The following is a 14,118-nucleotide window of genomic DNA, read 5'->3' on the forward strand; positions in this document are numbered from 1 at the left end:
AAAATAACCGTTTGCAATCGCTTAATTTCAAATGGATTAACGTTTAGCGTGAGCGGTAAACAGAACCGTTTCCCCCTCATCAAACTGGCATTGGTCACTGGCCGATATCCCCCGAAGCAATTGCCCGGCAGGAATACCATGTTCATTGGCGACTTGGCGTAAGGTTTGAATCGTGACGCGAATACCATCGGCACTATGATCCACGTCTGGGTAATCGCCATCGGTCAGTAAGATGGGCAAATCTTTCACAAAATTAACCATCTGTTGGCGCTGCGCGTGTTTAGGGTCTGTACTTAAGTTCGCATTGGCCGCAATCGGCTTTTGCTTACGCTCCGCTGTTGTGGCGGGCTCTTTTGCTTGAGCATTGCTTGTATTAATTCGACTCGGACGCAGTGAAGTCTCTTCGTTCTGAATAGCTGCCGCCGGTTCTGCATCTTGTTTGGAGAGGTCTATCAGTGCAGTTAGTACTTTTGAAATCGATACCTTCAGCAGTAACCCTTGCTCCTGAACTCCATTATTCGAGGTCACAGTTCTGGCCTTACGTGTTGGGTTTGCGGGATCTAATTCAAGCCAATCTAATTGACTGAGTTCAGCAAGCAGTTTTCGAGGAGCACACCAAGGCCTTACGGCATCGGGATAGCGGATCAGTATCTGTTCACCAACCATAACCAACGCACTGCTGGCCTCTGGGAGCCACGCTAAAGATTCAGGTAGATTCAATGCTGCTTCGTTTTGCTGATTTACGTTATCTGCGATAGCAGCATCGCTTGAATCGTTTGGCTTTTCGCACTCATCACCTGGAGTATTTTCAGTTGCCTGGGGGTTATTAACATCACTGGCATGACGAAGTTCATCATCTTGCTCGGACGAGTTTGTCGATGGTGACTCATCCGATTTTCTATGTTCGATTGATGATGACTCTTCAGGCAAGTCTGGATGCTCACTGGAACGACTCTGAGGCTCTGCTTGTGTTTGCTTTCTTGCTTCCCATTCAGATTTGCTAAACAGTGCCACGCTACTTGGTACATTCGAGCTGAACAATAAATCGGCCTCAGATATATGCAGCATGGGTAACCAGATTGGCTTGTCGTCTTTGATCAGTACTTCAGGGGCAAGGCTTTCATATCGCTCATTTGAGCCGGATTTCGTGGCCAATCCTCGCTCAATGAGGATGTCCGCAAGGGTATCGGGATCTCTTGGGATGCCTGGTATCTTGTCTTTGGCCAATAGCTCAATGATGTCCTTAGCCGCGCTTTTCCAGACCAGGTAAAGATTGGTTGATTGATTTGATTTTCGTACCCAGACTCTGGCGTCTCGCTGATTGACTAACCATTGGGAACTGGCAAGTAATCGCCTCATGGCATCAAGTAGATAGCGTTCGACTGGGACACCAAGGGCATTGTCGTCAACGGAAATTCGTTGAGCTTTCAGGTCTCGCTGGACACTTATTTGATCAGCTTCAATGACCAATTTAGATAGAACATGATCGGGATCGGTATTGCCAATCGCTTCCAGCATGGCTTGCAAAATCTCAGGGCCCGGCTGGGTTAACCAGGCGAGCAACTCAGGTGTCATCACCCGGTTTAACACCAGAATTGAGAATTGCTCGTGCCGCTTGCAGCGTCCGTCGCGCCAGCGAATAAAATAACGTTCAATGCTGTTGTTACTGGTCCACTGAGATAATGTTTCTAAAAAAGGGTTCCACTGATAGCGTCCATCTTCATCTGTGATGGACAGGTCTGAAACGGGCTTACCAATATCATGGAACAAACCGCCTAATGCCGCCGCAACACGCCACCTTGGTTCCAGTTCTTTTTTTCAACAGGTGTGCCACTGGCAACAAAGATGATCCCTTCAGCAGCTTGTGCAGCCCAGAAAGCAACTTCCAACGAATGACGTAATAAACCACCAGCACCACTGTGATGATGATGCTCAGAAGCTGGCAACAAATGAACATAAGCAGCCAGATGATCAATGCAGGGCTGAATCAGCCTTTGAAACTCACGCTGATTAAAGCCAAGTACCTGGCGCAGTTTGGCAATTAGCTCGTCTTGTGTGGACTGCAAATCTTCAGGTGACGCAGCTGGCAACCCCTTCAGGAATGGCGGGTAGCGTGGAATGTCTGCATCCAGTTGCGATGACAGTTCTGGTAATGCTTTGGCTTGAAAAAATAGGTTTTTGAACATAGTGAACCTCCGACACGATAGTGTGAAGGTTCAGAAAAGAAGCAGTACAAAAATAGATGAAAAAAAAACAACTTATTCGCATGACTTAAACACAAATCGACTTGAAGCGACATCGTTAGTTAAACTCTATCACACATTAGATGTGCCAATGAGCTCACTCACGCGCTCCCTTACACTTCACCCAGCAGTCTTGTTCTATAAAAAATATTCTCAGAAACACTGAGCAAGCTCATGTGGTTCGATAGTCGGATTTGCTACAACCGCATCACTTAAATCAACTTTGTTTGCCAGTAAGCCATTTAAATGTTGGTCAAAAGATCGCAAGTTGGGGTGAAGCGCCATTGGAATATAAACATTCACATTCCTCGTTTGTCCTATCCGGTAAACCCTATCAGTAGCTTGAGCTTCTTTTGCCGGGTTCCAGTGTCGTTCAAGATGGATAACGTTATTTGCCCCAACAACAGTGAGCCCCACACCTGCAGCAACAGGAGACATTACAATAACACCAAAGCCTGCTGATGTTTGAAAACGATCAATAATCGCTTTACGGGTTTCAGTTTCTTTCTTAGTTTCGACAGCTGCAGTATCACCGTTAATAATGTCAACTTGAACCCTAAATAAGCTAGTTACCAATGCACAAACATATGCTTGAACCGCTTTTGTTTCAGCAAAAACCAACACTTTCTCAGCCCGCTTTTCAATTTCTTTAAGTACTGCCAGTAAGGACTGCAATTTTACAGACAATTGAGCTTGCTTGAGGAGATCATTACTATTTTTTGGAATTGGAAATTTTGCATCGATTTCATGGTGAATACTGGCAACTTTCAATTTCCGTAAACTTGGTAAAATTACCCCACGCTTATCTTCAGCCGAGTAGGTTTTAACCCTGTTAATAATATCATCGTAATAGGTGAGCTGTGGGCCAGACATAAAACCTGACAATATTGACAAATAATTACCTTCTCTAGTGTCTATATCGCCATTAAAAATCTGCTTTTCTGGCAAACCTTTAAGCTTTTCGGCCTTGGTACGTCTCAGCATATAATCCCCCACTTTTTTACGCAGATCTCGCCCAATAGAGATACGCACTTCATTCACCTCCTCTGGGGAGACCGACAAGATCGGGGCAATAAAGTCTTTTCTGAAAGTTTGCCAAGCTCCTAGTAAACCAGGAACAGCTGTATCAAATAAACACCAGAAATCCTTAAGCGTATTTTCGACAGGAGTGCCAGTTGCCAACAATTTGAAATCTGCTTTAAGGCCTTTAGCTGCGCGAGTTGATAATGCGTTTGGGTTTTTAAGGTTTTGCGCTTCATCGAAAGCAACAATACTCCAGTCAACTCGACTTAATGAAAACTGATAATCCCGAAGTGTCTGATATGTAGTTAATACCAGACGCCGGGGCACATCGAGCCGATCCGAGCCATATACCTTACCCACTTTCAGTGCATAACGTATAGATTCGGCATCCTCAATTAGGTCAACATCTGCAAACTCCTGCAATGTCTCCCGTCCAGCGCCTTCTACTCTATATCGCGCCAGATCACCACCAGCTTGTAGGATAACAATATCGCTAAATGGTGTTCTATCAAAGGTCACATCTACTTCAGCCTGCCAGTTTTCCAGCAAACTTAATGGTGCAACAATCAAAACAGGCTTTTGAGATATTTGTTGGTGGCTACAGCGTCGATACCACTCTGAAATGGCCACTAGTATCATATAGGTTTTACCAAGCCCCATATCATCAGCCAATAAGGCACCGCTGGGTTCAGCTGTTTCACTAATTTGCTCTAAATGAGCAAGTAACCAACGTATGCCCTCTTCTTGATGGGGAAAAGGCAATCGTTTAAGGTTATCTTTTACAAAATTAACCTGTGTTAAATCCAAACCAGTAACACGTGAATCCTTGGAGTATTCGATATATTCATCATTACTGTCTATTGCAACTACGGCTCTTTCAGGTGCAATGACAACTTTCTCATCATCCGAATTTTGTTCATTCTTAGAGTGGGTAAACCAGCCCTCATCTATAGAAGCTTGAATATCATTGAGTGTGCCATTAACTTTGGCTCTATCAGAAACATCTATGATCTGGCCATCGATATCAATCATATCTGCACCAGTTTTATTGGCGTCATCAAATAACGCTTTCACCTCATCAAGCTTCTGCTGATCTTGCACAATGCTCGCTAACCTCTCAGGCGGTTCAATAATGTATTCCCCCTTACCGAACCAATTAACGCCCGATTTCTCAACATCTCCAAAATAACGTTGAGTAAACTTCTCCGCTCCATGAACCCTTACAGAAAACCCAGTATCCAAGTCAATTAAAGCTGCACTTAAATACGCAGTTGGAGCTTTTAAAAAGGAAGCGACTTGAGTCTTTGGAATGCGCCGGTTTGTCAAGATTTCTTGCGCAGCCTCTAGTCTTCTTTCATCCAATAATAAAAACTTATTTTTTACTCTTAAAATACAATGATTATCATCAGAGTTTATCTGCCCCAGCCGAGATTTTATATCGTCAATATTAAAACCTGCACCAAACGAAGGTGTAAGTATTAAATCTCCGTTTGGCAATGCATCAACCGCTACGCCAACTGTTTCGGGCTGAACTATGTCGATATTGTCAAAATGAGCCAGACCAATTATCATTCCTGCTCTTTTTGCCAATTGAAGCTGGAAAACTAACCAGTTGTTTTCATACTCACCACGCGTTTCTTCTGGTAAATTTTGATGATGTTTTAGTGCCTGCAAGGCCCGCCACTCAGCGGGCTGAAGCATAAACATTTCACTATCACTTACCTTCAATAATGGACCGTATATACTAAAATGGGGAACAGCTGAGCCATCAGGTAATACAAGTTCAAGCATCGCTTTGAAAGCAGACTTACTAGTGTTACCTTCAAACCTAGTAGCATAGCTACCTGGATAAAAGCCGGGAAAATCAAATAATGAAATAAAGTCTTCACCTAATTCCACAATATCTTCCGATAGAATGGTAAAGCCATTAATATTTTTTACTGCTTTATTTTGCTCTACCATGCCTTTTAAGTAAGCGAGCTGCATACCAAAGTAAGGGTTTCGAATTGCATAGCTTTCTTCATCAGCAAGTACTTTGCGATCAATAATAAAATCAACGCCCTCAACTGGGTCTACACGCCAACGTAACAAACTTGCTTGCCCTGATAACTTTAATCGCTGAATTAGATCGCGAATCCCCATCCTAATAAACTCCGAATTTTTCTTTATATTCTCTATATCGAGCTGCACCAATTAATTCGTAGGCTGAAGCTGAGATGCCATTTTTTTCTAGAAACCGAATCGCATTATGCTGCCAATTTAAATGGACGTCATGCCTCAACTCTTCTATTCCATCACCACTTCCAAACTGCTTATAATAAATCAGCGCAACCTTTGTTCTGAACTCTGAATCAACGAAACTCCGCTTGTTGTAGTCCAGCAGATTTATCTGAGCCGGTAATTTATCCAATAATTTCAATGTGAAGCTATGGCTTCCCTCAATCATATGCACCTTACCTGCAAGGTTTAAATAGATCACCGAAGTTTCTGCGGATTTTACGAGCGCATATTCAGGTAGCTCCTCTTTTTTATAAGATCGACGCAGATAATGCTCAGCATGTTTACTTAAAAATAACCTCGATTGAGTAACAAGCCCTTGTTCTAACAACCCCTCCATAAACTGTTTACGAGGCTCGAACATGCGCTCCATGTCACCGATACTACCATCGCGAGCACTTTGCTCCAGCACCTTTAAAAATAGGGAGAGATCGAAGCGACTAAGCCAGCCACGCATCAAAACAATTCGCTGCTCACCCAATAACACCCACCATTTTTGATAGTTAACACTTGAAGTTGGAACCCTGGGATCGCCAGCAATCGTCAGGATCAAACTTTGCCATACTGGCGAGATTACCATACCAGCAGAACGATCAATTAAAATCTCCAAAATGGCATGCCCAAGCAAACGGATATCATCATATGGAGAATTAAATACATCTTTTTTGACAACCTCATGCAAAATATCGTGCTCGGAACCAACCGGTATCGTTTTTAACGTTTCGAGGTAATACTGATAGCGGCACAGGGTAAGAAATCGACCATTACTAAAGCCATTTAGCCCGAACTCTCGAAACACACTATCCAGATCGCTTTGTTTGCTTTGAGCAAATGCCACCACCTTTGATGGGCCTGAAACTGAGAACAATACAGACTCATATTTTTTGTATGAGGCCAAGTCACTTGTCGAGGCTGATAGCGACAATTGATTTAGCTGTAACATAATAAAAGAGCGCCATGCTGCCAACACCTCGGCACTGGCAACGGTGTCGTAGCGTACTAAATATGCACGTATCAATTGCATGAGAGATAACTTGCTCATGGGATTTCTAGGAATAACCAAAGAATCCAAATGAGCACGAGTCAAAGAAACCTGATTGACAAAATCCTCCGACGAAGCTAACAAAAAGGTAAATGCTCTAACATCAACACTGCTATTTATATGCTCTACAAGCTTATCTATACGTCCCTGCAAAGCGATATTAAGTAATTTCAAGCAAGCTTTCTGAAAATTGTCAGAGTTGGTTCCAGCTTTACGGCCAATATGCTTTACCTTTTGCTCAGCATCTTTTATCAGCTTGAAATCTGAGTCATTCCAATCTGGCAAATTAAAAGTCAAATCAGGTAAGCGCATAGTTAGTTCAACACCTGTTTTACCGCTTGATAGTCCTCTAATGCGGGCCGACGCACAGTAAAGCGAATATCTATCCTACGATTTTTTCGCAGCGATTCGTCATCACTGATCACTCCATCAGGACACAAACTTGGATTAACTATCTCTGTACTCCCAATAGAACAGGGGACAGGCCGAGTTTCAGCATAGCCGCTAACTGAGAACAATTTTTTTCCGACATGATTGGTCAATGCATCTAAGCGGGCGCCTTCATCCATCTCTTGGTTCCAGTAATTCCATACAGATATTGCCCGAAAGGTCGAAAGCCCCCAGTTACCTTTGATACTCTGGTTACGGTAAGGCACTGGGTCGGTATGCCCCTCAACAAAAATAGTATCTAGATATTTCCAGCGTTCTTCCTTGACAATGCTATTAAATAAAACCTGGCCTATGTCTAAGGCATTTTGCTTTGAGCGTTCATCATCAGGTATATCAAAGCGACCTTGCGCAAAGGTCAAAACATCTTCAGGAATACGTAGAACCGTATCGTTATCGCTAATTTTCACAGGAATATTCATAGAGTTCAGTTCTTGCTCAATTTCACGCAATAAATCTTTTCTCACTTGCTCAGCTTTAGCAATTTCACGTATGGCTTCATCCCACTGCTCACTCTTTTGCGTCAGCTCCAGAATAAGCGCCACTGCAGCTAACACAAATATCACCAGCAAGCCCGCCATAATGTCTGAAAAAGAAATCCAATAAGGGTTTTCCTCATCTACTTGATTGCTAGAATGGCGATTTAATGATCTCATACCATATTACCTTGTTTAATATGAGTAACCTTACCATCAATTTCATCCACTACACTACTCAATGTCCTCACCGCATCGGTCATAGATGAAATGTAACTATTGGTGTGTTCATTCCAGGTATTAAGTCGCGTTACAGTCTGGTCTTTGACACGATCACTATAGTCTGACAGCAGATCAGCCACCTGTTGCTGGACTTGTGTTAAGTGCGATTGAAGCGATTCCAACAACATATTGAAGTGATTGTCCACAGCTGTTAAACCGTTCTCTGCTTTGCCTGATGCTTCATTTAAGGTTCCTGACGCGTGAGTGATCTGTTCACCAGCACGCTGTAAATTAGTAACCACCTCTTTAAATACTTCAGCTGAGGCTGAATTTTGTTTTGTAACCTCATCGGCGTGCTCCAGCGCATCAGACAATTGCTGACCAAAGGTATCGATAGCTGCTTTAAGGTTTGAAGAGAGCAAAGCCAATTGGTTTGAGCCCGCTTTTAATTCAGAAGAGACTGTCTGCATCGAGGACGTAGCACTTTGATGACTAGATGACAACGAATCGAATCGTTCAATAACACCACGTAAACCAGCCAATAGCTCTTTGTTTTGCTGCTGTTGAGCCGCAAGAACACTATCAATTCCTTTTGTTACCCCCTCTTGTACATACTGAAAACCTGAAAGTTGCTCTTGTAGCTGTTTCTGCCTTACCGCATCTCGTCCCTGCTGCTCTTCCATTTGCTCTGATAGCTCCCCCTGAACCGCTTTCAGGGTATCTGCATTTTGTTTAGATAACTCTGACAGCTGGTTTTTAAGGCTACCCATAAAGTCTGCCATACTAGCACTGATGAGTTCTTGTCGTTGCTGTTCATGTTGACGCTGAGCCTCTTGCTGCTCCTGCTGGAGTTGCAGCCTTAACGCTTCACGCTTTTGCTGCTCTGCAATTTGCCCTGATAGCTCTTTTTGCACATTTTTCATCGTCATTGCATTTTGCTCAGCTAATTCAGAAAGCTGTGTTTTAACGTTGCCTATAAAGTCATCCATGGTATTGCTAAGCTGCATTTGCCTTTGTTGATCTTGAAGACTTTGAGCTTCCATCTGTTGTTGTACAGCACCATTTACTTGGTTAAGGATATCAGCATTTTTATGCATAATATTGCTTACCTGCCCCTCCAGTTTACTGGCAAACTGATTTAATCCGTTTGTCATACCAACTGATGCTGCAGTAATGTCTTTAGCTGCCTGCTCCATCATCACTTTTTGAGTGTCGCCAGCTGAACCAACGCCCTGTAAGAAGCGATCAAGTAATGATTCCAACGCTTTCTCTGATCCTGAATGAGCGTTGTCCACTAAGCTCTGAATAGCGGGTCCAAGTATGTTGTTCAAGCTTTGAGCAACGCTTTCACTGATGACATTAGATGCTTCTTGCATGGCCTCTTGCATTTTATGGCCAATTTTTTCGTCAAGTTCCGCTAAACGGTCGTTACTTTGGCGAGTAAAGTCTTCAATATTCGACAAGCTTTGTTCTGCCGTAATGCGAGGATAAAGATAATCAACTTCATTTTGAAATGAGCTGATCGAGCTACGAATATTTCGTTCTAAAAATTTCTCAAAAAAGTTAAACGTCACACTGGTGAAAACACCCCATACTGAGGTCATAAACGCAATGGACGCCCCACCGATCATACCAAAAATACCGTGAGTTAATTCATCAACTTTAGCATTACTAGGATCGAGTTCACCAAGGGGGCCTAAGCCTAATTGCAAGCCAGCAAAGGTACCAATTACCCCTATGGCGGTCAAAAAGCCTGGCACAGCTGCTAACAAACGATTTTCGGTTAGACGATGTGCAATAGTATGGGTATTAAAAAAATGCGCCGCATCCAACGTATTACAAAGGCGTTGTTTTTGAGGGAGATGCACTAATGATTCGTCAAATTCGCGCCACAACCGACCGAGCTTCGGCTTTTCTAATGCATTATTGACTAGCTCTCGACGTCGTTCCAATAACTGCTCAGCGGTTAATCCTTTGATTAGCTTTTTATAAAAGCGTAAGCGTGAACTAGCACGGTAGTAATTAAAAATCGATAAAACTGCAAAGATGAATACTAATATAAACAAAGCAGCCACAAAGACCGCACTTAACCCTTCAGGGGATGTATAGTCACCTTGCAACAAGCGAGGAAAATCTGGCCAAAGCTTAGCCAAGCTATATTGTTTTATATCCATTTCTTTACTCCTAAGCTTCGACTAGCAAACGCATACTGTTCATCAATGATGTTTTAAAGGCTTGATCGGCAGCCCATAACTTGTAGAAGTCCAAATCATCTTTGCGTTTTTGCAGCATGATTTCTTTAAACATCTTCTCAAATGCTAATTCCTTATTATGCGGATCAGCATTGTCAACATATTTCGACTGAAAATCGGGATGGTTTTTCATTGCTTCACGCATACTTAGAATTCGAATGCGCTGCTCTTCAGGTGTGGCACTCCAGCCCTGGAACCATCGTTCATTAAATGTGCGAATGATTTCATCCAGCGGGTCAGTTTCTTTTTCACCGCCATGCGCCCCACGTGGGTTCGGATTTTGAGGATCAAGCTCCGCTTCTTGGTCACTAAGCTTAATGCTGTGGTTAAGCTTCACACGTTGCAAACCGTATGAACTCAGATCGACAGAATCGAGAAGCTCATCAATAGCATCTGCATCAGGATCTTCCACTTTCAATTTCGGTATTAAAAACTTCAGGAACCAAAACAGTTTTTCCCAGCTGACCATTTCATAAGGCATGATAGACGCCATCTGCCCATAGATTTTCACGAACTGCTTGGCTTTAATCTTAAAGTCCACTTTAGCTTCAGCTTCAAGCTCCAGCTCATGGTCAAACCGTGCTGCTGCAACATCAATGATTGGACTGAGTGTCTGAGCGTCTTCATTCTTGAAATAACGCGTCACAAAGTCTTCAACTTCATACCATTCGTACACACCGACATCGTCCATTTCATCTTTCAACTCGTGCAGCACGTTTATATCTGTAGCCTGCGACAATGACGTAGCTGTGTAGAAAGGATCGAATGCTGACTGAATATCTTCAACCGAGTTAAAAAAATCTAAAACAAACAAGTCTTCAGTTTTTTTACCCCATTTAGGCGCACTTCGATTGAGACGAGACAATGTCTGTACACACAAGACACTGGCGAGCTTCTTGTCCACATACATGGCGCAAAGCTTAGGCTGGTCAAACCCAGTCAGATACTTGTTAGCAACCACTAAAAGTCGATACTCATCGGTATCAAACATATCTTTGGTATCTGACTCGGCAAAACCATTAATATCTGCTTCGGTATATTCAATACCGTCAACTTCTTTGGTTCCTGAGAAAGCAATGGCAACTTTAAACGGGTTTCCTTGCTCCTCAAGTATCCGCTTAATCGCTTTGTAGTATCGAATGGCCGTCTCAATATTTTGAGTGACCACCATTCCCTTACCTTTACCTTTGAGCTTTTTCGCATTCACGACATGTGGAACAAAATGCTCCAGCATAATCTCTGCCTTGGTATCAATCGTTTGCTGGCTTCGCTCTACATAAGCTCTGAGTTTTTTCTGCGCCTTTTTGGTATCAAACTCAGGGTTATCAGCGATTGATTTCTCAATCTCATAATAACTTTTGTACGTCGTATAATTTGCCAGCACATCCAAGATGAAGCCTTCTTCAATGGCTTGTTTCATCGAATACAAGTGAAACGGCTTGAAAGAGCCATCTTCTTGGCGTTGACCAAATTTCTCCAAAGTGCTGTTTTTTGGTGTCGCTGTAAATGCCAGGTACGACGCATTCCCGCGCATCTTGCGCGATTTCATCGCCTGAAGGATTTTATCCTGAGCATCTTCTGCCTCTTCGACTTCAGACTTGCCCATCGCTCGGTTCATATTGTCATGCGCCGAACCAGACTGTGAGCTGTGTGCTTCATCGATGATCACCGCAAAGCGCTTATCACTAAGATCGGCGATACCATCAATAATGAACGGGAATTTCTGAATCGTCGTTATAATGATCTTTTTGCCATTTTCGAGCGCCTGCTTAAGCTCAGATGACTTGTTCGCCGGGGCAATAATGTTCTTTACTTCAGAAAACTCTTTAATGTTATCCCGCAGCTGCTTGTCCAATAGGCGTCTATCGGTGACCACAATCACAGAGTCAAACAATGGCTGCTCCAAGCTTTTTCCGCCTGCCACATCAGACGATGCAGGATAGGTTTCAATTAACTGATAAGCAGCCCAGGTAATAGAATTAGACTTACCTGAACCAGCCGAGTGTTGAATTAAGTAAGTCTGACCGACACCGTGCTGGGCGGCATGGTCCACCAATTTTCTCACCACATCCAATTGGTGGTATCGAGGAAAGAACAGGGTTCGCTTTGGTAATGGATCTTTGCTTGACCCATCCAGACGCACAAAATGCTGAATAATATTCGCCAAGCTTTCTTTAGTGAATACTTCTTGCCATAGGTATGCCGTTTTATGGCCAGTTGGGTTAGGTGGATTACCCTGTCCAAGATTGTGTCCTTTATTGAACGGCAAGAAGAAGGTACTGCCACCTGATAACTTGGTGGTCATATACACTTCGTCGGTATCGACCGCCATATGCACTAGGCAGCGGCCAAAGGTCAGCAATGGCTGAGTTACATCTCGATCATCTCGATACTGCTTTTGGCCGTGGTAACGTGCTGTTTGCCCGGTCCATGCGTTCTTCAACTCCAGCGTTATCAATGGTATTCCGTTGATAAACAATACCATGTCGATTTCTTGTAGGGGATTTGCCATGGAATAGCGCACTTGGCGAGTACAACTAAACACGTTATCTGCAAAGTTTTGCTTTACCTTCTCACTACTGCTTGCCAAAGGGGTTGGATAGAGCAAATTGAAATGAGCATCGTCTACGCTTAGCCCTTTCTTAAGTAAATGAAGAATGCCATGCTTCTTAATCAATCGGTCAAATCGTTCAAGTAACTTACGCTGCCAATCTGAGAGGTTGTTCTTTTGCAGCTTGGCCAACTCTACTTCTTGTGTCTTTTGTAGAAATTGCCAGAAAAAACGTTCATCAATGGCATATTGCATATTAAAGTCACTAGCAGCACCAATGAAGTATCCAGCACCCAGTGACTGCTGACTCAGCCCCTCTTTGAGCTCTTCAGTACTGATCCCAGCCAGACATTTCTCAATGGCCGACTCTAATGCTTGTTCATTGGTTTGACTGACCATAATTGTAAGTTCCCTTAATCAAAATTCTTCTGTTTCATTGCCTCAGCCGCTTTTTGCAGCGGTCCTTTCAAGGCTTTTTCTAACTTTGTCATCTGCTCTAAATGCCACGCAACCGCTTGGGGCCACGTCTCTTTATTAAACCCATCAGCTTTGGTCGAAAACTGGATACGGCAAGATTTCTTCTCATCCAGCCTCATCCACTCAAGTTCTGCACTAAAAGTATGCTCAATGTCTTGTTTGGACTGACTCAACAAATCAAAAAGGTATTTATTCTCTTCGGTAACCCCACGGCTGATCCAAAGCTCTACTCGAAGCTCTTTTTGCAGAAATATCAGGTTATACGGACACCCACTTAGCCCTGAGCCTGCTGATAACCAATGATCTTTGCTTGGGCTAATGTTGTTATAGAGTTGGCAAGCGCTTTTCTGAAACGCCTCTAAGGCTCGCTCCCAATACTCGCGACGCACGGTATGGCGGTTTTTTAGTACCACTTCGGTGGTTTTTTCTTCCGCTTCCTTGGCATTAATGCCGATCATCAACTCTTTCGCTTCTGGCGTTGGAATGATCTGGTCAATATTAATCAGTAGCTGTTCACCCAGTGAATAAGGCGTGATTTTGAAGCAGGCAATGCTAATGCCTTGACCCAATAACCACAGCGCGGTGCTGGTCACTTCTTTGCGAAAGTTCGCCGCAACTAGCATAATTCGCTGACTGTTACCTAGATTGAGCTTTAACTCATCCAGATCGGGCGCATCCAAAAACTCACATATTCTCGCCGAGGCACTTGCAGGGGCATTTAACAGGTCAACCTCGCCTGTTACAGGCTCATAGCGGTCTAAGTACTGCTGGTAAATTTCAACGATTTGCGCTTTGGTTAAACTTGCACAGTAAGAGGCATATTTAAGGGCCTGCCACACCACATCTCGGCCACTGTCGTCCAGCTTGTTTTCAATAATGACCAAGTTGCCATCTTTATCCAATGCCAGTAAATCTAAGCGTTCACGGGTGTCATCAAAGCCATCAAACTCCTTTTGAATAATCAGTAGCTCTTCACCGAGTGCGGAAGGCTCGTGTGCCAACCATTCCTGAAGATGCTTGCGCTCAGTAAAGCCCAACTCACTGAACTTCTTTGTCCTAACAGGACTAATCCTGTTGGTTTGATGATTTACCGTGAACATATTCGCGT

The 14,118-nt window shown here is 43.4% G+C and carries 6 protein-coding genes and 1 pseudogene; all 7 read right to left on the reverse strand.

The genetic code is table 11. The annotated features are described in order from the left end of the window. Nucleotides 1-36: 36 nt before the first annotated feature. A pseudogene (gene mobH / locus P4S58_RS12130) lies at nucleotides 37-2,186 on the reverse strand (MobH family relaxase). 210 nt (nucleotides 2,187-2,396) lie between these two features. Continuing rightward, nucleotides 2,397-5,408 (reverse strand): DEAD/DEAH box helicase, encoded by a 3,012-nt coding sequence (locus tag P4S58_RS12135; protein ID WP_337164124.1) that lies wholly within the window; start codon nucleotides 5,406-5,408, stop codon nucleotides 2,397-2,399. Nucleotide 5,409: 1 nt separating this feature from the next. Then, on the reverse strand, nucleotides 5,410-6,897 hold the full coding sequence (locus P4S58_RS12140) for an EH signature domain-containing protein (protein ID WP_337164125.1): 1,488 nt from the start codon (nucleotides 6,895-6,897) through the stop codon (nucleotides 5,410-5,412). A 2-nt stretch (nucleotides 6,898-6,899) separates the two neighbouring features. After that, nucleotides 6,900-7,688 (reverse strand): OmpA/MotB family protein, encoded by a 789-nt coding sequence (locus tag P4S58_RS12145; RefSeq protein ID WP_337164127.1) that lies wholly within the window; start codon nucleotides 7,686-7,688, stop codon nucleotides 6,900-6,902. After that, nucleotides 7,685-9,904, reverse strand: coding sequence for an anti-phage ZorAB system protein ZorA (gene zorA, locus P4S58_RS12150; protein WP_337164128.1), 2,220 nt, complete (start codon nucleotides 9,902-9,904; stop codon nucleotides 7,685-7,687). Before zorA ends, P4S58_RS12145 begins: the two co-directional genes overlap by 4 nt. Nucleotides 9,905-9,914: 10 nt before the next feature. Next, entirely contained in the window at nucleotides 9,915-12,932 is a 3,018-nt protein-coding gene (locus P4S58_RS12155) for a type I restriction endonuclease subunit R (RefSeq protein ID WP_337164129.1), read from the reverse strand. A gap of 14 nt (nucleotides 12,933-12,946) precedes the next feature. Then, on the reverse strand, nucleotides 12,947-14,110 hold the full coding sequence (locus tag P4S58_RS12160) for a DUF4268 domain-containing protein (RefSeq protein WP_337164130.1): 1,164 nt from the start codon (nucleotides 14,108-14,110) through the stop codon (nucleotides 12,947-12,949). Nucleotides 14,111-14,118 lie beyond the last annotated feature (8 nt).

Origin of the sequence: Vibrio sp. Hal054 (assembly GCF_037162405.1) — a bacterium.
Classification (GTDB): domain Bacteria; phylum Pseudomonadota; class Gammaproteobacteria; order Enterobacterales; family Vibrionaceae; genus Vibrio; species Vibrio diazotrophicus.

What these genes read in the sequence shown, in the direction of transcription:
- zorA (WP_337164128.1), bottom strand. Translation starts at nt 9,904, where the DNA reads ATGGATATAAAACAATATAGCTTGGCTAAGCTTTGGCCAGATTTTCCT.
- P4S58_RS12135 (WP_337164124.1), bottom strand. Translation starts at nt 5,408, where the DNA reads ATGGGGATTCGCGATCTAATTCAGCGATTAAAGTTATCAGGGCAAGCA.
- P4S58_RS12140 (WP_337164125.1), bottom strand. Translation starts at nt 6,897, where the DNA reads ATGCGCTTACCTGATTTGACTTTTAATTTGCCAGATTGGAATGACTCA.
- P4S58_RS12160 (WP_337164130.1), bottom strand. Translation starts at nt 14,110, where the DNA reads ATGTTCACGGTAAATCATCAAACCAACAGGATTAGTCCTGTTAGGACA.
- P4S58_RS12155 (WP_337164129.1), bottom strand. Translation starts at nt 12,932, where the DNA reads ATGGTCAGTCAAACCAATGAACAAGCATTAGAGTCGGCCATTGAGAAA.
- P4S58_RS12145 (WP_337164127.1), bottom strand. Translation starts at nt 7,688, where the DNA reads ATGAGATCATTAAATCGCCATTCTAGCAATCAAGTAGATGAGGAAAAC.